This window comes from Pseudidiomarina sp., from assembly GCF_048267825.1.
In the GTDB taxonomy this organism is placed as follows: Bacteria; Pseudomonadota; Gammaproteobacteria; order Enterobacterales; family Alteromonadaceae; genus Pseudidiomarina.
Map to the genome: position 1 here is coordinate 119,081 of NZ_JBLWWR010000004.1, position 19,945 is coordinate 139,025.

The following is a 19,945-nucleotide window of genomic DNA, read 5'->3' on the forward strand; positions in this document are numbered from 1 at the left end:
GATTACTTCCTTAGTCGCGATACACGCTGCACATTCGGCATTTTTCGAATGTGGCGAATAACATCGGCGAGTTGTTTTCTATCGCGCACACTTAGTGCGATATCAATGTAGTAGACATTAGCATCGAGCTCTTCAGTTTTTAGGCCATGAATATTGCAGCCAGTACTTGATATCGATGCGGTAAGTTTGGCTAAAGCGCCTTGGTGGTTCACAATTTCCACCCGCACTTCAGTTGTAAATTCAGCGTCCATGTTGGTTTCCCACTGCACGGGGAAATAACGGCCGGGCTCTTCTTCATAGCCGCGCACATTTTTACATTCACGGCGGTGCACAACCAAGCCCTTGCCGGGGCTTACATGGGCAATAATATCGTCACCAGGAATTGGTCGGCAACATTTTGCAAAGCTAACCAGCAAACCTTCTGCACCGCGAATGGCTAACGTGGATTTCGCCATCGAAGCAGCTTGTTCATCTTTGAGTTGGGCCAGTTCGCCAAGTAACCGTTTTGCGATGGCTATCGACATCATGTTGCCCAAGCCAATTTCACGCAGCAATGCCGGCACGTCGTCTAGTTTCACTTCTTTTAGTACACGCTTGAAGTCTGCTGCAGGAATTTCATCATAGTTCACAGGGCCCAAAGCTGCACGCAACAATCGTTCGCCTAAATGTTCGGCTTCGCGTGACTCTTGGCCTTTCAGATACTGGCGAATTTTCGCCCGCGCTTTGCCGGTAACCGCAAAGTTCAACCATGCAATATTTGGCCGGGAACCTGGCGCCGTTTTGATTTCAACTGTTTGCCCTGTTTCTAAAGGCTTCGATAGCGAATACACCTTGTGATTAACACGCGCGCCAATGCAGGTGTTACCAATATCGGTATGCACGGCATAGGCGAAATCAACAGGCGTTGCCCCTTGCGGTAACTCAATAATGCGCCCTTCAGGCGTAAACACATAAATTTCTTCAGGGAATAGCTCGGACTTCACGTTTTCAATGAATTCAAAGGTGTTGCCGGTGCTTTGCTGCAACTCAAGCAAACTCTGCATCCAGCGCCGCGCGCGAACCTGTGCGGTCGTACCGGTGCTTTCATCGGTTTTATAAAGCCAGTGCGCTGCAACGCCACGATCTGCCATTAAGTTCATTTCTTCGGTACGAATTTGAACTTCAACGGGTATACCGTGTGGGCCTTTTAACGACGTGTGCAGCGACTGATAGCCATTCGACTTTGGAATCGCTATATAATCTTTAAAGCGCGTTTCAATGGGTTTATATAGGTTGTGTAACGCACCAAGAACGCGATAGCAGGTATCAAGTTCATCAACTATCACCCGGAACGCGTAAATATCCATCACTTGCTCGAACTTAAGCTCTTTATCGCGCATTTTCTGATAAATGCTGTAGAGGTGCTTTTCTCGGCCAAGTACGCGCGCTTTAATGCCAACGTCTTTCAAGCGCTTTTCAATTTCTTTTTGCACCCGCTCAACCAACTCACGTCGGTTACCACGGGCCTTTTTAACTTCTGACTCAAGTAGTTTCGCACGCCATGGATGCAAGGCGTGAAAGCCCAGCAGCTCAAGTTCGTTCTTGATATCGTGAATACCCAAACGATGAGCAAGTGGTGCATAGATTTCGAGCGTTTCGCGGGCTATTCGGCGACGCTTTTCGGGCCGCAAGTGCCCTATAGTACGCATATTGTGCGTGCGGTCTGCTAACTTGATCAAAATTACCCGTATGTCCTGCACCATCGCCATGATCATTTTGCGATAGTTTTCAGTTTGCAGCTCTTCTTTCGAATGAAACTGCAACTTGTCCAACTTAGACACACCTTCAACCAACTCGGCAACGGTGGAGCCAAACTGTTCAGCAAGATCTTCTTGGGTATATTGGGTATCTTCAATCACATCATGCAGCAATGCTGCCATGATGGTCTCGTGATCGAGTCGCATGTCGGCCAACAGGCCTGCAACAGCAACTGGGTGGGTAATATAAGGTTCGCCACTATGGCGTTTTTGTAGCTTGTGTCCGTCGGCGGCTAATTTGAAGGCCGCAGCAGCGCGCTCCACCTCTTCCGGTGGCAAATACTCAGCTAGCTGTTGCCTGAGGCCTTCAAACAAATACACCCGATTTACTCAAGCCCACGAATTGCGTCAACGGCTGCCATTTCTTCAGCGTCTTTTTGCGCCATTTCAGTACGCTCTTCAGCGTCCAAACGCTTCGCGTCAATAAATCCACCTTCAATTTCGCGCAAGGCGACAACTGTGGCTTTTTCATTGTTCTTCCAAGGTACCAAAGCTTCTTTGCCTTGGGTTGCCAATTGGCGGGCACGACGTGCTGATACCAGCACTAAATCAAATCGGTTGCCAATACGGTCAACAGCATCTTCTACAGTTACGCGAGCCATGTTTACTCCAACTATGTGCAAAACGGGTCAGGAATTATACGGATTTACCCGTCATTCGCCAAGAGATCTTTGAGTTTAGCAGCATGCCGCACTTGTTGTAATCCTAACTTAAGCCGCTGCGCAAATACAATATGCTCGAGTTGCGCCAGAGTTTGCTCAAATTTGTCGTTGACCAACAGGTATTCAAATTCATGATAATGCGACATTTCTGCTTGCGCTTTTGCCATACGCGAGCGAATAACTTCGTCGCTGTCTTGCCCACGGCTGCGCAGGCGTTGTTCAAGAATTTCGAGGCTTGGCGGAATAATAAAAATTGATTGGACACTTGGATGCGCTTCGCGAACCTGACGTGCCCCCTGCCAATCGATATCCAGAAAAACGTCAATGCCTTGCGCTAGCGTGCGTTCAATGTAAGTACGCGAGGTACCATAGTAATTACCGAACACGTGCGCCCATTCATAAAATTCATTATTAGCTATTTTATCTTTGAATTGGTTTTCGGTAAGAAAGTGATAGTGCTCACCATTAACTTCACCAGGGCGTGGCGCACGGGTTGTGCACGACACAGACACTTGCATGCTGTCATGGCTATGGCGTTCCAGCAACGCACGAATTAAACTGGATTTACCTGCCCCACTTGGAGCAGCCAAAATAAACAAGTTGCCGTTAGCGATTGGTGTTGTCATGAATAATTACATTGATTGGCTTGCTAATAACGGCAAAGCATAGCATGTTGCATAGACAAATAACTAGAGCGGAGAAACGGGATGACTACAGGCTGGATTATTATCATTGCAGTAGTAGTGTTGCTGGTTTACCTAATTGGCATCTACAACAAGCTGGTACGCTTTAAAAATCAATTCGAAAACGCCTTTGCGCAAATTGAAGTGCAACTGAAGCGTCGTTATGACCTGATCCCTAACTTGGTTGAAACAGCAAAAGCTTACTTGACGCACGAACGTGAAACACTTGAAGCAGTTATTTCGGCGCGGAATCAAGCTGCCGCAGCATTACCTGATGCGGCAAAAGATCCAACCAATGCGGGTGCCATGCAACAGCTCGGTGGCGCAGAGTCAGCCTTGAGCGGCGCGCTTGGCCGCCTGAACGTGGTGATGGAAGCCTACCCAGATTTAAAAGCCAACCAAAACATGATGCAGGTTAGTGAAGAGTTAACCAGTACCGAAAACCGCGTGGCATTCTCACGACAGGCATTTAACGATGCGGTGATGACCTACAACACCTATCGCCAGTCATTCCCGCCAGTGGTTTTTGCAAGCTTCTTTGGGCATAGCAAAGACGCTAACTTGCTTGAATTTGCGGACAGCGCCGAGATTCAGGCCGCACCGAAAGTCAATTTTTAAAGCGAGTGGCTTAGCATGGTTAACTTTTTTGAACACCAACAGCAGGCCAAGCGCAACACCGGCCTGCTGATTGTGCTGTTTCTGATTGCCTTTACGTTGATTATCGGTTTCGTTGCTCTCGTCACCGCTGCTATTTTCGGTGGTGTTGCAGTGCAACAAAACGGGGAGTACCACTTCAGTTGGGAACCCATCGCTTGGGTGGTGCTGTTAGTTGGCGGTGGCATTTTACTGGCCATGCTATTCAAGTGGCTCAGCCTTAAGCCCGGTGGCCACGTGGTTGCTGAAAGCTTGGGTGGGCAACGCATCTCACCGGATACCACCGACTCACTCGAGCGACGTATTCTTAACGTTGTCGAAGAAATGGCAATTGCTGCAAACATGCCGGTTCCGGCGGTTTATTTGCTTCCCAATGAAAGTAACATCAATGCCTTTGCCGCAGGTTATGAGACCAAAGATGCTGTGATTGGCTTAACCCGCGGTGCGGTCGAAACTTTTTCGCGTGAGCAACTGCAAGCAGTTGTCGCACACGAGTTCAGTCACATATTGAATGGCGACATGCGCCTTAATATTCGCTTAATTGCCGCGCTTGCAGGTATTCTTTTAATTGCACATGTGGGCCGAATATTTATCCATTCAGCGCGTTTTAGCAGTGCCCGCCGACGTGGTAATGGCAATGCGTTACCACTCGTTGGCTTAGCCTTATTCATCATCGGCTACATCGGTGTGTTTTTTGGCAATTTAATTAAGTCGGCGGTAAGTCGGCAGCGTGAATATTTAGCTGACGCCGCAGCCGTGCAATTTACTCGTAACCCAGAAGCATTATCCGGCGCGCTGCAACAAATTGGGGCGCGTGAACACGGCAGCCGCATTGCCCATGCCAATGCAGATGAAACAGCCCACCTATTCTTTGGCCAAGCGCTCAGCTCTTGGCTAACTTTAATGGCCACACACCCACCGCTGGACAAACGTATTAAACGCATTCAACCCAGTTGGAATGGTCGCTACCCGCAACCCAAGCAGGCCATGGCTCAGTCAGAAACTGAACAGCAAGCCAGCGAGTCGCAACCATCCGCACTGAATCGCTTAGCAATGTTAGCGTTGCCAGCATTATTGCTTGAGCGAGCGCGATCGCCGCAACAGGCACCACAGTTTATTCGTGACATGGTAGTGGGTCAGTTGTTCGGTGAAACGCACCCGACCTTAACGGCATTGACGCCAGCACAGCAATTAGCATTAGTTGAACTTTCAATCCCTGCACTACGCGTGGCAAAAGACTCAGACCGACTCGCGCTGCTGCAAGATCTCGAACGCCTTGACCAAAGTGGCGACTTATTCCATTGGTGCCTTTACCAGCTACTGGCCCGCCAGCTGACCAAAGACAAACGATTCCGAGTGAAGCTTGATAATGCGGAAGCCTTTGCCGCAACCGTCGTTGCGCTGAAGCGCGCTGAACGCAAAGAAGCCATCGACTTTCGTCAACTTGAACAGGCGCTCAATACGTGTAAAAGCTGGTCACCACGCGCAAAGCAGCCGCTGGTGGAGAAATGGGTTGAAACTGTCACAGCAGACCAACATATCTCAGATACCGAGCGCAAACTCGTTGCAACGTTATGTGCCTGCATTGAAGAACCCCTTCCCGATGAGATGCTGAATAACGCCTAACAACGATCGTTTTGCTGGGTTATTCCGTAATGCCATCACCAGACTGATTCAAGGAGTTATCATGTCGACCGATTTATCCCCGTTACTTCAACCATTTTCATGTAAATCACTGAACCTGCGTAATCGCGTTGTTATGGCACCGATGACGCGCAGCTTTTCTCCCGGCAACGTACCTAATGACGCAGTTGTGCGCTATTACCAGCGTCGTGCCGAAGGCGAAGTAGGCCTGATTATCACCGAGGGCGTTGAAATCAATCATCCGGGTGCCAGCGGCTTCCCGAATGTGCCCCATATTTTTGGTGAATCAGCAATGGCTGGTTGGAAGCGTGTCGTGGATGCGGTGCATCAAGCAGGTGGGCAAATTATTCCGCAATTATGGCACGTGGGCGGCGTCCGTAAGCCTGAAGATGACAATGCTGCGCCAGCCTATAGCCCGTCTGGGTTGTTCGCACCCGGCAAACCAAACGGGGTAACCATGACCCAGCAGGATATCGATGACGTGGTTGCTGCCTTTGCTGACTCAGCCAAGCAGGCAAAGGATGCAGGTTTTGACGGTGTTGAAATTCATGGTGCGCACGGTTATTTAATTGACCAGTTTCTATGGGAAGGCACCAATAAGCGTGACGATAGCTATGGCGGTTCGCTCGCGAACCGCGCCAAATTCGCCTGCGAAATTGTACGTGCCGTGCGAGCCGCTGTCGGCGAGGACTTTGCAATCGTATTTCGCTTTTCGCAATGGAAACAGCAAGACTACGACGGCAAGTTAGCGACTACTTCGGAACAACTGAAAGAATTGCTCGACCTGTTGATTGACGCGGGTGTGGATATTTTCCATGCCTCAACGCGCCGGTTCTGGGAAACAGAATTTGAAGGGTCTGACCTGAACTTAGCCGGTTGGACGCAGAAGCTAACCGGTAAACCGGCTATTTCGGTAGGCAGCGTTGGCCTTACCGAAGACTTTATCAGCGGTACCTTTGCTTCCGACAAACCGGCGGTAGAAAAGTCAGGTATTGATGAGCTCGTTAAACGGATGGGCAACCACGAATTCGAGCTCATTGCTGTTGGGCGCGCGCTACTGCAAGACCCAAATTGGCTACAAAAAATGCGTGATGGCCGTGAAGATGAGGTTGAAGCATTCAGCAAGGCCGCATTGAAAGAACTGGTGTAGCCAATGACTAAGCACCGGGTGGGATTAATTTGGTTTGAAAATGATTTGCGTACCAACGACCACCCGTTGCTGCACCACGCCGCTCAAGAATGTCAGCAACTCATTTGCTTATACTGTGTGAACCCGAAATGGTTTCAACCCAATCGTTACGGGCTGCGCAGTATGGGCGAGCTACGCTGGCAATTTTTACAACAAAGCCTGACCGACCTAGACAACCAACTGCAGACGCTCGGTCAGCGCCTATTTGTTTCCTATGAAGCGCCTTTGCATGCCGTCGCTAAATTGATTGCGGAATTTGGTGTCGACGCCATTTATCGTAGCCATCAGCCTGGTGCTTACGAGCGCCACTACTTTGATATTGTGCGCGACCGCTACCCTTTTTTAGACTACGTGCAAGATGACACCAGTACCTTGTTTGAGCGCGCGCAACTACAACAAATCATGCCGCCGCAAACTGAGAGCTTTCCGGCATCGTTTTCGAAATTCCGCAAATATGTCGAAAGCAACACCTTACGGCCAGCCATCAAAGCGCCGTTACCCGCTCCCGCGTCGTTACCGCCCAAGCCAAACCGCTTAGGGTACCCGACTGTTCGAACACCAATGAAAGCCAATAAAAGCAGCCCTTTTACTGGGGGTAGCTCGGCGGGTATGCAGCATATTCAGGGCTATTTTAATGGCGACGCTGCGCAGCGCTATAAAGTCACCCGTAACGCGCTGGATACCTGGCAGCACTCCACCAAATTTTCGCCATGGCTGGCGGACGGTTCAGTCTCGGCAAGACAAGCTCTGGCGCAATTAGACCATCATGAAGCCCTGCAAGGCGCTAATGAGAGTACCTATTGGATATTTTTTGAATTGTTATGGCGCGAATATTTTCATTGGTATGCACAGTATTACGGCAACCAACTATTTGCTGCAGGTGGTATTCAAGGACGCCGACCTAAAACGAGTTTTTACTCTGGGCGCTTCCAAAAATGGTGCCAGGGAAATACACCCTACCCAATCGTGAATGCATGCATGAAGCAGCTCAATGCCACTGGCTATATCTCCAATCGCGGCCGACAATTAGTCGCCAGCTGCTTTGTTCATGAACTTGGATTAGATTGGCGCTATGGTGCTGCCTACTTTGAGCAGCAGCTGGTTGATTATGACGTTGCAGCAAACTGGGGCAACTGGCAGTACTTAGCCGGTGTTGGTGCCGACCCGCGCGGCCATCGTTGGTTTGATCTGAGCAAGCAAACCGCAACCTACGACCCACAGCGCGAGTTTATCGAACGCTGGCAAGGTGACGACCACGAGCAGCATCTCGATCACAGCGATGCTGCTGATTGGCCAATACGCTAATTCTTAAATGCACTTAGCGCTGTTTTTGCAGCCAGGTGTACAAATGCTCGTGCATTTTCGGATCCATGATCCCCATTAAGAAATGGTGTCTATCTTGAATTAATTTCACCGTCACGTAACGCGAATTCAGCGATTCAAAATAATCATAGGGGCCAACCGGATCGACATCACTTGCGAGAATTAGCGTTGGAATTTTTACTGGCGGCAACACCTGGTGCAAATCTAAAGACGACGGATCAATTTCTTTAGTAACAAGAGCATTGCGAACACCTTCACGAATCGAGTTTTCAGAAACAATTTTGCTGGTGTTTTTGTAGGTCATCTTAGTGACTTCATAAACCGCATCTTCAAATTGACGCATCGGTGCTAACAGAACCATACCGCTGATATCGTTACGCTGTCGCGCCACATGTACCGCCGCCAAGGCACCCATCGAAAAGCCGGTTAAATAGATCGGGTGCGGCCGTTCGCGCGCTGGCAGTGAGTCAATTAACGTGGTGATCATGTCAGCATCTTCAACAGCGAAACCAGGTGCATCATGCGACGACCCGCCATGACCTTTTAAATCCGGAATAACCACATGAAAACCGATAAAACGGTAGTAATCTGCAAGAAAGAACATGGTTTCTTTACTGCCGCCATAACCGTGTAGCATCACCATGGTGCCACGGCGTGCTTCGGGAATTTGTTTACGGTCTAAAGCCAACTTGTATTCCATGGTTTTATCTTCGCCAACCGCAGTAAACGAAAATTTGCGACCGTTTTCACCCTTAATTGGCGCACCATACAAATACTCGGTGCAGCCACCCAGATGGGGCATACAAAATTGACGGGATTCACCACCAAGCTCGGCAATAAATTCTGGCATGTTGGCAGGAATACCTAAAGGCTCAACCCGATTTAATAATTTATGCTCAACATAGGTAGCACACCCTTGTAAGAGGGTGACAGCGAGCAATCCAAACCACAACTTGCGATACATCGGGGAACCTCAACATGCTTATCTGACAATTGATATATTCCCCGATAATATCACTTCTTTACGTAACGCCAACAGTCTTTACGTTGCGTTAATTAGGCAAGGGCTTGTGCCAAGTCAGCGAGAATATCGTCAATATGTTCTATGCCCACGCACAAACGTATCGCTTCAGGCTTGACGCCAACCTGCGCCTGTTCCTCTGGGGTTAGCTGACGATGCGTGGTCGACGCTGGATGACACGCCAATGATTTAGCGTCACCAATATTGACTAAACGCTTAAACAGCTGCAGCTGATCATAAAATTTCACCCCAGCTTCATAGCCGCCTTTGATACCAAAAGTTAGCAACGAAGCAGGTAATCCCCCCTTAATTGTCGCTTGAGCAAGGTGATAATGGGGGTGATCTGAGGTACCAGCATAGTTAACCCAATCCACATTTTCATGCTGGCGTAAGTAGTCAACCACCCGTTGCGTGTTTTCACAGTGCCGCTGCATCCGCACCTCTAAAGTTTCCAGACCTTGTAAAATTAAAAAGGCATTAAAGGGGGATAATGCAGCGCCGGTATTGCGAAGAGCCACAGTGCGCGCTCTCGCAATAAATGCAGCGGCCTCAAACGCTTCATTGTAAATCACGCCATGATACGCAGGTTCCGGCTGGCTAAATTGTGGGAATTTTTGACCGTACTTCGTCCAGTCAAAACGTCCGCCGTCAACCACAATGCCACCCACCGTGGTGCCATGACCACCAATATACTTGGTTAACGAGTGCACCACGATATGCGCGCCCAGCGCTAGAGGTTGGCACAAGATAGGGGTTGCGACCGTATTATCCACAATCAAAGGCACACCCGCCTGTTCCGCAACCGCTGCCAGACCTTTAATATCGGCTATATTGCCGGCAGGATTACCGATACTTTCGCAATATAGAGCCTTGGTTTTGTCATCGACCAGCGCCGCTAACGAAGCCGGAGAGTCGTCTTTTGCAAAGCGTACTTCAATGCCTAAAGCCGGAAGCTGGTGCGCAAATAGCGTATAAGTTCCACCGTAAATTTGCGGCGTGGTAACAACGTTGTCACCCTGCTTCGCCAACGTGAGCAGCGTGTAATGAATGGCTGCCATACCGGATGCAACAGCCAACCCGGCAATGCCCCCTTCAAGGGCTGCCACACGCTGCTCCAGAACATCATTGGTCGGGTTCATAATGCGCGAATATATGTTCCCCGGCACGACCAAATCAAATAAATCCGCACCATGCTGCGCGCTATCAAATTCGTAAGCCGCAGTTTGGTAAATCGGTACCGCAACCGACTTGGTGGTGGGGTCTGTTTCATAGCCGTGATGAATTGCTAATGTGGCTGGTTGATAGGATGCAGTCATGACGCCCTCTTTGAATAGATTTAACATAGATGTTTATACGTTTAGACGTCTATAATAGTTAAAAGCTATCATGGTGCAAGCATTATTTAGATTTGTTTGAGCAGTTCCAGAATATCGCTGTGCACGCCCGCGGCTGTCACTTCAGGTCCAGCCCCCGGCCCTTGTATGATTAACGGGTTGTGCTGGTACTGTTGACTGCGAATAATGAAATTCGCATTACCGGGCGGCAAATGGGCGTAGGGCGAATCGGTGTTAATGGGAACCAGGCTAGCTTCGGCGTTAATATGCCCTGAGCTGGATTGATTTACGCTGCCGATATAGCAAAATTGCCTGGCTTCAGGGAATGTCTGCAAACGCCACTGCTCAAATGCATGATCAAATAGCTCACCTTGTTCCCAAAACTCCTCAACACTGCGTTCGTGCAGCGCAGACGGGACCAGGTTCTGTAGATGAACGTCAGCGAGCTCAAGCGACCAGCCAGCATCCCGCGCCAAAATCAATAGCTTGCGGGCTACATCCATACCACTTAAATCAGTGCGCGGATCCGGTTCAGTTAAACCTAAATCGGCAGCTTTGCGCAGCCAATGCGAAAGGCTATCGCCAGGGCGATACTGCTGGAATATCCACGATAAAGAACCGGAAAAGTTGCCTTCCATTGCGGTGATGTGATCACAACAATCGAGCCGCTCACGAATCGCTTTCTGAATGGGTAGCCCAGCGCCCACTGTAGTGTTGTAGAGCCAGTGTCGCTGGTGATCGCGCAGCGCCTGCCGCACTTGCTGATAATAGTCAGGGCGACTTGAGCCAGCATATTTATTGGCGCTTATAATATTCGCACCAGCGGCTATCCAATCCGGATAGGCTCGGCTGACCGCCTTTGATGCGGTTAAGTCCAACACCACAACGGGCTGACTACGTGCGTTTACCGCGGTAATTTCGCGCACAAGGGCTTGATCTACACCATCAGGCTCACGTTGCTGCTGATAGTTCTCGGGTAAAGGCCATAACCATAGGCGTTTTGAGTTTGCTGCCGCGTGCACGTAAGCTGAGGCTGGCAGTCGGTGGGCAAAGTCACGCAACCAAGTTCGGCCAATGTTCCCTAAACCAACCACAATAATAGCGAGTTGCTTGGTTTGCATGAGTTGCATTAGCACTCCAAAAAGTGTGCAAGAACAGTTGCGTAATCGGCAGTGTTCTTAATAAAGCCGTCATGACCATACGTAGAGGGCAAAATATGACAACCGCGCCCGTCTGGCAGCGCAGCGTGAAATTCATGCAACAAACTCGGTGGAACCAGTTGATCGCTATCAAAACCAATCAACAAGGTCGGCTGCTCAATGTGGTATGGCTCAATCCGGTAATCATCAAGGGCTGGCCCAAAAATCTCAAACAATTGCCGCGCACGGGGTAGCGAACGTTCGACCGTGCGCAGACCACGACTTTCAATGTACGCGACGGCATCTTTTGGATTGGGATAATACTTGTCCATCCCATCTGCACTGCGATAGCTTAGCATTGCCAGCGCACGCGCCAATTGCGCGCCACGTTCGGGCTGTCCGGCGGCATCGCCCAAGCGCACGAACTCGCGCTGCAGTGCTCGTAACATCACTGCTTGCGCGGTCGGCCGATGGGCAGCGCCAATCACCGCCACACGTTCGAACTGCAGCCGTTTATCCTGAGCTAATTCCAGTGCTACCAAGCCGCCATAAGAACCACCTACAACGGCATGAAACTCGATCCAATCAAGCTCTTGCAAAGCGGTACTGATGTATGCCGCTTGCTCGGCAATTGTGGTGGGCAGCGCGTCAACGTCCGATGCGCCATTGCCACCAGCATAGTCAACCGTAATTACCTTAAATTTGCCCGGATTCACTGCCTCAGCAAGTCCCTGCCACCAACCATCTCCGGAAGCCGTGATGGCATCGCGGTCGCCCGAGATACCTCCCAGCACTAATACTAACGGCCCATCACCGAGTTCATTAACGTACAGCACACCACCCGGCACTGGGCAGCGGTGCGTAACAGCTGGCGCAATTGATGCTTGGGTCATTAAGTAAACCTCATTAAAATTGAATGACGCTAATGTATCGGCTTTTGCTCACAATATCAATATGGCCGTTTAGATGTCCAAAAAGAATAAATCCATAATTTTTGATATGCTTTTGTATAACGCGCGACTTATTGCGATAATCCAAGTATGTAAGTTAATAATCAGGTGACAAACAACCATGCCAAGTTTTGATATTGTTTCTGAAATCGATAAAGTTGAATTGAAAAATGCGGTGGATAATGCAACCCGTGAAATCACCACACGTTTCGATTTTCGCGGCGTAGAAGCCACTATCGAATTGAATGACCTAACGGTTACACTAACCTCAGAGTCCGACTTTCAAGTACGCCAACTGCAAGATGTTTTTAACAACCACTGTGCCAAACGCAACATCAGCATGGCGGGTATCGAAATGCCGGACGAACCAACCCATAGCGGCAAAACTTACAGCCTGGCGTTAACGTTCAAGCAAGGCATTGACCAGCCGCTGGGCAAAGAAATAACTAAGAAAATAAAAGAAAGTAAAATCAAGGTGCAAGCATCTATTCAAGGTGACAAAGTGCGCGTTACTGGCAAGAAACGTGACGACTTGCAGCAAGCAATCGCGTTGTTGAAAAACTCCGATATCGAGTTGCCGCTGCAGTTTGAGAACTTTCGCGACTAGATCAATGCCAGCGTGCCCGCTTTGCGGCAATTTGCGCACCACGCTGTTTTATCAACAACAGCGTGGTGCGCTTAGCGGACGAGAGTACTATCATTGCGAGCAGTGCCAACTGGTGCACGTGCCGCAACGGTTTCAACTTGATTCTGAAGCCGAAAAGTCGGTTTATGACCTGCATGAAAACAATCCAAATGATCCGCAGTATCGCCAGTTTTTGGCGCGAATTTTTGAGCCCATGTTCGAGCTGCTTGATGCTGGCGCGTGCGGATTAGATTTTGGCAGTGGTCCAGGCCCGACATTAAGTAGCATGTTCGCTGAAGCCGGAATGCCCTGTACAACGTATGATATTTACTATGACAACCGACCGGAGCGTCTGCGCCACAGCTATGACTATGTTGTGTGTACCGAGGTCATTGAACATGTTGCTGCGCCGCTGGAAGTTTTTAACACCCTAATCCGATGTTTAAAGCCTGGTGGTTATCTTGGCATCATGACCCAACGCTGGCTTGATGCTGAACGATTCAAAGGTTGGACGTATAGAAATGACCCAACCCATATTGGTTTTTTCCACGAACAAACGTTTCGCTACTTAGCGACAAAGTTTGCGCTTGAACTGACTATTTACCCACGCGATGTGGTAATTTTTAGAAAACCGCATGACCAAGGATAGCAACGCATGACTTCTCATTGGCAACAACGTCGCTCTGGCGACCCGGAAAATCGTCCCGGTGATCTTCGCAGCCCGTGGCAACGAGACCGTGCGCGCGTCTTGCATTCGGCTGCATTTCGGCGGTTACAATCTAAAACTCAAATCATGAACGTGGGTGAAAATGACTTTTACCGCACCCGACTAACGCACAGTTTAGAAGCTGCACAAATTGGCGCCTCGTTAATTAACCAGTTGCAACAAGTGTGCGCGCCAGAGTTGAAGCCGATGTTGCCTGACTTGAACCTCATGGAAACCCTTTGCTTGGCGCACGACATCGGTCACCCGCCGTTCGGGCATGGTGGTGAAGCCGCGCTGCATTTTAAAATGCTGGGTTCCGGTGGGTTTGAAGGCAACGGTCAAACATTTCGTATTGTTGGTAAGCTCGAAGCTTACCACCCTGAACATGGTATGGACCTAACCCGTCGGTCATTGCTCGGTTTATTAAAATACCCCGTATTGATGCCGCAACTACAGGCTCCAAAAGGCCTTGAGCACCCCGGCAGTTTGGCGCAGTGGAAACCAGCTAAAGCGCTGTTCGCATGTGACGCTGATTTGCTGGATTGGGTATTAGAGCCGCTTTCACCGGCAGACCGCGAACTGTTCCAGGCAGTAACGCCTTTACAGCAGGCGCCTTGGCAAAAGTCCATACACAAAGCCTTAGATGCCTCGCTGATGGAATTAGCCGATGACATAGCTTATGGCGTGCATGATTTAGAAGATGCTGTAGTAACCGGAACCTTAAGTGAAAGCCAATGGCATGCGCACGTTGATACCGTGATTAATCAGTTGCCAGAAAAGCTCGCGCAGTTGATGCAAGATCTCGGGCACCAGTTGTTTGCGCGTGAACATCATTTACGTAAAAACGCGATAGGGGCATTGGTGAATATCTTTGTCACCACGGTGCGCCTTGAAGAAGTGCTGCCCGAGGCCGAAGAGTCACTTATTCGATTTAACGCCACGTTGCCGAAAGATGAAGCCTACCTGCTAAAAAGCTTAAAAGACGTGGTGTTTGAACACGTGATTAATGAACCGTCAATCCAGCAGTTGCGCTATCGCAGCCAAAACATGCTGCTTGATTTGTTTACCGCACTGCATACTGAGCCGCTTCGGTTGTTGCCTCGCAACACCCGCGAACGCTGGCAGAATGCGCAACAAGACCAGGATAAAACGGCAGCTGACCGTATTTTGTGTGACTACGTTGCGGGTATGACCGACGACTACGCCGAACGGATGTATCGAAACTTATTTGTGGTCTAGCCACTCCAGCAACGTATCGATGGGTTGCGGGTGACAGAACAAATAGCCCTGCATGTAGTCGCATGCATAACGCGTTAAATAATCGCGCTCTGCTTCAGTTTCAACACCTTCCGCAACCGCCGAAATGCCTAGTTCTGCGGCCATGGTCAATACCCCTCGGGTAATTGCCGCATTGCGGGTGTTGCTTTCAATGTTTTGCACAAAACAACGATCAATTTTGAGTTTTTGCGCCGGTATCACGTTCAAATAACTCAAACTCGCAAAGCCCGTGCCAAAATCATCAAGCGCAATTTCTAACCCTAAATCACGCAAGTCAGCCATCATTTTTAATGCGCTCGCTGAATCACGTAACAGTACATTTTCGGTAATTTCGGCCATCAGCTGGTTGGGCTGAATTTTGTACTGCGCCACCAATTTGGCCACAGACTCAATAAAATCGTCACGGTAAAATTGCATGGGTGAAAAATTCACACTTACCTGCGCTATGCCCGCCTCGCGCAATCGTGCGGCGTCTTTACACGCTTGCTCAAGCACCCAATGGCCCATCGCAACGATTTGTCCAGTGCGTTCGGCGAGTGGAATAAATTCTGCTGGTGAGACATAGCCACGCTCAGGGTGCTTCCAACGCAACAGCGCCTCAACGGCCACTACGGCTCCATTACGTGACACAATCGGCTGATAGAACACCTCGAACTGGTGCGTTTGAATCGCTTCTTGCAACTGAGCACGCAACGTAATTTGCTGCTGTGTTCCCAAATCGAGATCAGGCGAGAACCATTGAAAGGTGTTGCTACCGCGACGTTTCGCTTCATACATGGCCACGTCGGCATGTTGAATCATTTCATTGGGATTCTTAACCGCTAACTCACTGCTAGCAATACCAATTGCTGCTGACAAACTCACTTCGGCGTCGTCATAAACGAAAGGACGATCAAATTGAGCCAAAATTGTACGCGCAAACTTCATCACGCTGTCATCGTCAGGCAAGCTCTGAACAACCGCAACAAATTCATCGCCACCAAAGCGTGCAAGCAAATCAGATTCCGAGGTCACTTGCTGAAGTCGCTGAGCCGTTTGCACCAGAATATGATCGCCGCACTCGTGTCCTAGGCTGTCATTTACTGGTTTAAAGCCATCCAAATCGATGAACAGTACGTAAATACGCCGCTCGCTCATCGTCACCGCTTGTTGTAAAAATCGCTCGAGTGCGGTTCGGTTTGGTAGCCCTGTTAACACGTCATGCTCAGCGTGAAATGCCAGCTTTTCTTCGCGTTCAACGCGCTCTGAAATATCATTTTGCAGACCAACAAAATGAGTTACTTCGCCGTTGCTATCACGTACGGGTGAAATAATAAGTTCATTCCAAAATGGTGTGCCATCCTTTCGGTAGTTACGAATGGTGCAACGAATTTCGGTTTGAGCACGCAACGCACTGGCAATTTCTCGCACCGTATTTGGATCGGATGTTGGCCCCTGCAATATCCGACAGTTGCGCCCTAGCATATCGTCGGCACTGTAGCCGCTCATTAGCGTAAACGCCGGATTCACGTAAATGATTGGAAAGCCCTTCTTGCGCGCGTCGCTGATAACTACCCCATTGGTACTGGCTTCAACACTGCGATCGAGTATTTGCAAGCGTTCTTCATAATCACGCTGCTGGGTTACGTCCTTTGCAATGCCATGCACACCGGTAATTTGACCATGAATAATAATCGGCATGTTGGTAATTTCGATTTGCCTAGCTTGCCCGTGGTTATTAAAAATTCGAATTTCATAATGCTGGGGTTCGCCCTGTTTGGTGGTTTCAAAATGCTCTTTAGTGCGTGCTTTGTCTTCTTCCAACACCACCATTTCATAATGCTGACCAACTACTTGTTGCTCAGTTAATTCCAGCAACTGCTCGCCAGCGTTGTTCAAACTCATAAAACGCCCTTCGCGGTCCAGTGTGAATACAGCCTCGGGGTTGTGCGTAAACAACGACAGCGCATGTTGTTCGCTGCGCTCGCGTTCTATGCGGTCATTGTGCTGGGTGATCACTAAAGAAATTAGGTCGCGGCTGCGCTCAATGAGCTTTAACTCGGCTTCAGATGGAACGCGTGCCTGAGAGGAATAAAGTGCGAAGGTACCCAGTAAATGTTTATCGCCGGGCGCAAACACGGGTATCGACCAAGCGGCTTTTAATTTGTAGTGTTCCATAAGGGTGGTAAATAATTCAAAGCGTGTATCGCTCTGCATATCTTCGACAATAACGGGCTGTTTCAATGCGGCCGCTGTACCACATGCCCCAACGCCATCGATAGTCGGAATATTTTGCAACGCCTTGATGAATTCCGGCGGTAATGTATTTACTGCAACAGCATTAAGCGCTGTGCCTTCTCGGTTAACCATCATCACCGATGCAAAACAGTCTTTAATCTGTAACTCAACCAATTCGCAAATGTCGGTAAGCTTTTCGGCCAGCGAGCGGTCTTGCGCAAGCGAACTTAAGGTGTCGTATTCAGCTTCAATAAAAGCTTGCAGGTGTTTCGATTGGCGCCGAGCCCGACGCCAAAATATGATAGCCAGCACCCAAGCGGCTGCCGTCACCAACATTAATCCGCTGATGATCGAAACAAAACCCAAGTGTTCAATCACGCGATGCTGTCCTTTTGGTTAGATTCTACGTTCTATTTCGTGCCGCTCGATAAGCATGCCACAGTAAACCAAGGCCAATAAGAATCAAGCCACTAAAAAGAATTTTCAACTCTATAAATACGGCTAAAGCTAGGCAGCTGGCAAGCCCTAAAATTGAAATCCAGCGCGGAACAAAACGTTTTTCTGCCGGAATGCGCAATGCAGCCAGGTTGGTAATGCTGTAATACACCAACACCGTAAATGCACTGAATGACCATGCAGTACGTAAATCACCCACCAAAACGATCACCAGCATGACAGCAAAGGTTACCCAAACGGCTGCAGGTGCCGAGGTACGCTCGGCATTCAATGTTGCCCAAGCCACGGGTAAATCGTTGCGGCGTGCCATCGCCAACACAACGCGCGATACCCCTAAAATCAAATTCAGAATAACACCACACATGGCAACCACAGCGCCGGCGGCAACCAATTGCTGCCAAATGCCACGAGGCATCAGTGTGGCGAGCACAAAATCTGCCGTCGTAGTCAGCGGAACATAATGCAATACACCCCAGCCGATGGCAGCGTACAGCACTGTAACCACCAGCACAGTAGCAATAATTGCTCGTGGAATAACATGGCGTGGATTCTGGACTTCTTCGCCCATTGTGGCAATGCGCCCATAGCCAGTATATGCCACAAATAATAAAGCCGCTGCGGCAAATAAATTCTGCCAGGTTGGCTCTGATTGAGCCAATTGTTCAACAGGCATGGGTAGTTGGGCACTCGAAACTATAAATATTACCAACGCCGCGATGGCAAGCAGCACCAGAATAGCGTTCGCGCGGTTGGATCGACGCAAGCCGCCCAACACCAATAGCGTAAACACTAACAGGGTGAATCCAGCAATCACCTGGGCGAGCCACGCAGGACCTGCGAGCCAACTTTGTAATGCGTAGCCTACCGCCAACGCGGCAGTGGCAGCGCTGGCGCTTTTAGCCAATACAAACAACCAACCGGCGGTGAAGCCCAACTGACGCGTCAAAAATTGATAGCCATATTCATAGGTGCCACCACTAACCGGATGAATCGCAGCCAGTTGTGCACTGGATAGTCCATTAAAGGTTGCCACAGCTGCTGCAATTAAGATGGCCCAAACTACCCACGCACCGGCTAGCTCAACACCAAAGCCGACACTGACAAAAGCACCAGTACCAATAATGGAGCCTAGCCCCAGCAGAATTGCGCCACCTAGCGCAGTGCTGCGCACTAATTGTTGGTGTTTGGCCATGTTAGCTATCCTTCTAATTCAGTTGAGGTGTTAAAAATGACAATCTTTTGCTATCTCGAAACTTCTCAAACGCTGGTCATGATCAAAGGCATGACAGGTTAACATCAGCTCGTTGACACCGGTGGCCGCAACAAAATCGCGCATGTACTTATGCACCTGATCGGGCGTGCCCGTGGCAGTATATTTAAGTGCATGATTTGCAGCCGCCAAAGCCATTGGATCAACCTGACTCTCAATGTCATCAATTGGCGCAGGTAAAGGCCCAGGGTTGCCTTGACGCAGCGCCATAAACTGTAACTGCATGGAACTTTTTAAGCGCTTGGCCGCCTGCTCTGTATCCGCTGCAAAGACATTGATTGCCGCCATCGCATACGGTTTATCGAGGTATTTTGACGGTTGAAAATTGCTATGGTAAGCCTCTAGCGCCAGCTGTAAATAGTCGGGGGCAAAATGCGAGGCGAAAGTATACGGCAACCCCATTTGCGCAGCTAATTGGGCACCAAATAAGCTCGATCCCAACAGCCACACTGGCACCTTCGAGCCCATACCCGGTATCGCTTTTATTTTCTGGTTAGGCTTGGGTTCATCCAAATACATGAGCAACTCTTGCACATCAGCAGGAAACGTATCTGCGCTGTCATAGTTGCGCCGCAGCGCTCTTAATGTCGCACCATCGGTTCCTGGCGCGCGCCCTAAACCTAAATCAACACGATCAGGGTATAGCGCCGCGAGCGTTCCAAACTGTTCAGCAGCTATTAGCGGCGCGTGATTGGGTAACATAATGCCACCGGCGCCGATGCGTATAGTACGGGTGCGGCTACCCACATAAGCCAAGGCGACCGCGGTGGCTGCACTGGCTATACCTGTCATGTTGTGATGTTCTGCCATCCAAAAGCGATGGTACCCCCAGCGCTCAACATGCTCGGCTAAATCTGCTGAGTTCTTTAAAGATACTGCAGCGCTACCGCCGACGGTAATTGGCGCTAAATCTAATACAGAAATTACTGCCATCTGGGCTCCCATTCATGAATGCATCGCTATGTTACCGAGCATCCTAACAAAGATGGCGGCAGAAC

At 49.6% G+C, this 19,945-nt stretch carries 17 protein-coding genes; 7 read left to right on the forward strand and 10 right to left on the reverse strand.

Translation table 11 applies throughout. The features are described 5' to 3' along the window. Positions 1 to 2: 2 nt before the first annotated feature. Genes spoT through gmk form a run of 3 tightly spaced genes read right to left on the reverse strand, consistent with a single transcriptional unit; the run spans position 3 to position 3,084 of the window. Positions 3 to 2,117, reverse strand: coding sequence for a bifunctional GTP diphosphokinase/guanosine-3',5'-bis pyrophosphate 3'-pyrophosphohydrolase (gene spoT / locus ACN0UN_RS05520; protein WP_417659097.1), 2,115 nt, complete (start codon positions 2,115 to 2,117; stop codon positions 3 to 5). Between the two features lie 5 nt (positions 2,118 to 2,122). Beyond that, positions 2,123 to 2,398, reverse strand: a complete 276-nt coding sequence (gene rpoZ, locus ACN0UN_RS05525) for a DNA-directed RNA polymerase subunit omega (RefSeq protein WP_128352770.1) — start codon at positions 2,396 to 2,398, stop codon at positions 2,123 to 2,125. A 44-nt stretch (positions 2,399 to 2,442) separates the two neighbouring features. Continuing rightward, positions 2,443 to 3,084 carry a guanylate kinase gene (gene gmk / locus ACN0UN_RS05530; RefSeq protein ID WP_417659098.1) on the reverse strand — a complete coding sequence of 214 codons (642 nt, stop codon included), beginning with the start codon at positions 3,082 to 3,084 and terminating at the stop codon, positions 2,443 to 2,445. Between the two features lie 81 nt (positions 3,085 to 3,165). Between gmk and ACN0UN_RS05535 the strand changes: the two genes are divergently transcribed. The 4 genes from ACN0UN_RS05535 (at position 3,166) to ACN0UN_RS05550 (ending at position 7,933) form a co-directional block, all read left to right on the forward strand. Beyond that, on the forward strand, positions 3,166 to 3,759 hold the full coding sequence (locus ACN0UN_RS05535) for a LemA family protein (protein WP_417659099.1): 594 nt from the start codon (positions 3,166 to 3,168) through the stop codon (positions 3,757 to 3,759). Between the two features lie 15 nt (positions 3,760 to 3,774). Further along, on the forward strand, positions 3,775 to 5,421 hold the full coding sequence (locus tag ACN0UN_RS05540; protein ID WP_417659100.1) for a M48 family metallopeptidase: 1,647 nt from the start codon (positions 3,775 to 3,777) through the stop codon (positions 5,419 to 5,421). Positions 5,422 to 5,482: 61 nt separating this feature from the next. Beyond that, positions 5,483 to 6,589: an NADH:flavin oxidoreductase gene (locus tag ACN0UN_RS05545; protein ID WP_417659101.1), complete on the forward strand. Its 1,107-nt coding sequence runs from the start codon at positions 5,483 to 5,485 to the stop codon at positions 6,587 to 6,589. A 3-nt stretch (positions 6,590 to 6,592) separates the two neighbouring features. Continuing rightward, the gene (locus ACN0UN_RS05550; RefSeq protein ID WP_417659102.1) at positions 6,593 to 7,933 is read left to right on the forward strand and encodes a DASH family cryptochrome; all 1,341 of its coding nucleotides are present in this window, start codon (positions 6,593 to 6,595) and stop codon (positions 7,931 to 7,933) included. Positions 7,934 to 7,946: 13 nt separating this feature from the next. On the opposite strand, the gene ACN0UN_RS05555 is transcribed toward ACN0UN_RS05550, so the two are convergent. The 4 genes from ACN0UN_RS05555 to ACN0UN_RS05570 form a co-directional block, all read right to left on the reverse strand. Next, positions 7,947 to 8,915 carry an alpha/beta hydrolase gene (locus tag ACN0UN_RS05555; protein ID WP_417659103.1) on the reverse strand — a complete coding sequence of 323 codons (969 nt, stop codon included), beginning with the start codon at positions 8,913 to 8,915 and terminating at the stop codon, positions 7,947 to 7,949. Between the two features lie 92 nt (positions 8,916 to 9,007). Next, entirely contained in the window at positions 9,008 to 10,288 is a 1,281-nt protein-coding gene (locus ACN0UN_RS05560; RefSeq protein ID WP_417659104.1) for an O-acetylhomoserine aminocarboxypropyltransferase/cysteine synthase family protein, read from the reverse strand. Positions 10,289 to 10,374: 86 nt separating this feature from the next. After that, positions 10,375 to 11,436 (reverse strand): aspartate kinase, encoded by a 1,062-nt coding sequence (locus tag ACN0UN_RS05565; RefSeq protein WP_417659105.1) that lies wholly within the window; start codon positions 11,434 to 11,436, stop codon positions 10,375 to 10,377. Beyond that, complete coding sequence (locus ACN0UN_RS05570; protein ID WP_417659106.1) at positions 11,436 to 12,338, reverse strand: alpha/beta fold hydrolase; 903 nt, start codon at positions 12,336 to 12,338, stop codon at positions 11,436 to 11,438. Before ACN0UN_RS05570 ends, ACN0UN_RS05565 begins: the two co-directional genes overlap by 1 nt. A 178-nt stretch (positions 12,339 to 12,516) precedes the next feature. Between ACN0UN_RS05570 and ACN0UN_RS05575 the strand changes: the two genes are divergently transcribed. From ACN0UN_RS05575 to ACN0UN_RS05585, 3 genes are read left to right on the forward strand one after another with little or no spacing between them, the layout of a single operon-like run. Beyond that, positions 12,517 to 13,002, forward strand: a complete 486-nt coding sequence (locus ACN0UN_RS05575; protein WP_128352760.1) for a YajQ family cyclic di-GMP-binding protein — start codon at positions 12,517 to 12,519, stop codon at positions 13,000 to 13,002. Between the two features lie 4 nt (positions 13,003 to 13,006). After that, on the forward strand, positions 13,007 to 13,669 hold the full coding sequence (locus tag ACN0UN_RS05580) for a class I SAM-dependent methyltransferase (protein WP_417659107.1): 663 nt from the start codon (positions 13,007 to 13,009) through the stop codon (positions 13,667 to 13,669). Positions 13,670 to 13,675: 6 nt separating this feature from the next. After that, complete coding sequence (locus ACN0UN_RS05585) at positions 13,676 to 14,965, forward strand: anti-phage deoxyguanosine triphosphatase (RefSeq protein WP_417659108.1); 1,290 nt, start codon at positions 13,676 to 13,678, stop codon at positions 14,963 to 14,965. Here the strand turns inward: ACN0UN_RS05585 and ACN0UN_RS05590 are convergent. The 3 genes from ACN0UN_RS05590 to ACN0UN_RS05600 are packed head-to-tail and all read right to left on the reverse strand — an operon-like array spanning position 14,951 to position 19,880. Beyond that, entirely contained in the window at positions 14,951 to 17,599 is a 2,649-nt protein-coding gene (locus tag ACN0UN_RS05590) for an EAL domain-containing protein (RefSeq protein ID WP_417659109.1), read from the reverse strand. The two genes, ACN0UN_RS05585 and ACN0UN_RS05590, sit on opposite strands and share 15 nt — an antisense overlap. A gap of 25 nt (positions 17,600 to 17,624) precedes the next feature. Then, the gene (locus ACN0UN_RS05595) at positions 17,625 to 18,869 is read right to left on the reverse strand and encodes an APC family permease (protein ID WP_417659110.1); all 1,245 of its coding nucleotides are present in this window, start codon (positions 18,867 to 18,869) and stop codon (positions 17,625 to 17,627) included. A gap of 30 nt (positions 18,870 to 18,899) precedes the next feature. Next, positions 18,900 to 19,880, reverse strand: coding sequence for an LLM class flavin-dependent oxidoreductase (locus tag ACN0UN_RS05600; RefSeq protein ID WP_417659111.1), 981 nt, complete (start codon positions 19,878 to 19,880; stop codon positions 18,900 to 18,902). Positions 19,881 to 19,945 lie beyond the last annotated feature (65 nt).

Excerpts from the sequence above, each read along its gene's own strand:
- rpoZ (WP_128352770.1), bottom strand. The coding sequence starts at position 2,398 with ATGGCTCGCGTAACTGTAGAAGATGCTGTTGACCGTATTGGCAACCGA.
- gmk (WP_417659098.1), bottom strand. The coding sequence starts at position 3,084 with ATGACAACACCAATCGCTAACGGCAACTTGTTTATTTTGGCTGCTCCA.
- ACN0UN_RS05535 (WP_417659099.1), top strand. The coding sequence starts at position 3,166 with ATGACTACAGGCTGGATTATTATCATTGCAGTAGTAGTGTTGCTGGTT.
- ACN0UN_RS05540 (WP_417659100.1), top strand. The coding sequence starts at position 3,775 with ATGGTTAACTTTTTTGAACACCAACAGCAGGCCAAGCGCAACACCGGC.
- ACN0UN_RS05545 (WP_417659101.1), top strand. The coding sequence starts at position 5,483 with ATGTCGACCGATTTATCCCCGTTACTTCAACCATTTTCATGTAAATCA.
- ACN0UN_RS05550 (WP_417659102.1), top strand. The coding sequence starts at position 6,593 with ATGACTAAGCACCGGGTGGGATTAATTTGGTTTGAAAATGATTTGCGT.
- ACN0UN_RS05555 (WP_417659103.1), bottom strand. The coding sequence starts at position 8,915 with ATGTATCGCAAGTTGTGGTTTGGATTGCTCGCTGTCACCCTCTTACAA.
- ACN0UN_RS05560 (WP_417659104.1), bottom strand. The coding sequence starts at position 10,288 with ATGACTGCATCCTATCAACCAGCCACATTAGCAATTCATCACGGCTAT.
- ACN0UN_RS05565 (WP_417659105.1), bottom strand. The coding sequence starts at position 11,436 with ATGCAACTCATGCAAACCAAGCAACTCGCTATTATTGTGGTTGGTTTA.
- ACN0UN_RS05570 (WP_417659106.1), bottom strand. The coding sequence starts at position 12,338 with ATGACCCAAGCATCAATTGCGCCAGCTGTTACGCACCGCTGCCCAGTG.
- ACN0UN_RS05575 (WP_128352760.1), top strand. The coding sequence starts at position 12,517 with ATGCCAAGTTTTGATATTGTTTCTGAAATCGATAAAGTTGAATTGAAA.
- ACN0UN_RS05580 (WP_417659107.1), top strand. The coding sequence starts at position 13,007 with ATGCCAGCGTGCCCGCTTTGCGGCAATTTGCGCACCACGCTGTTTTAT.
- ACN0UN_RS05585 (WP_417659108.1), top strand. The coding sequence starts at position 13,676 with ATGACTTCTCATTGGCAACAACGTCGCTCTGGCGACCCGGAAAATCGT.
- ACN0UN_RS05595 (WP_417659110.1), bottom strand. The coding sequence starts at position 18,869 with ATGGCCAAACACCAACAATTAGTGCGCAGCACTGCGCTAGGTGGCGCA.
- ACN0UN_RS05600 (WP_417659111.1), bottom strand. The coding sequence starts at position 19,880 with ATGGCAGTAATTTCTGTATTAGATTTAGCGCCAATTACCGTCGGCGGT.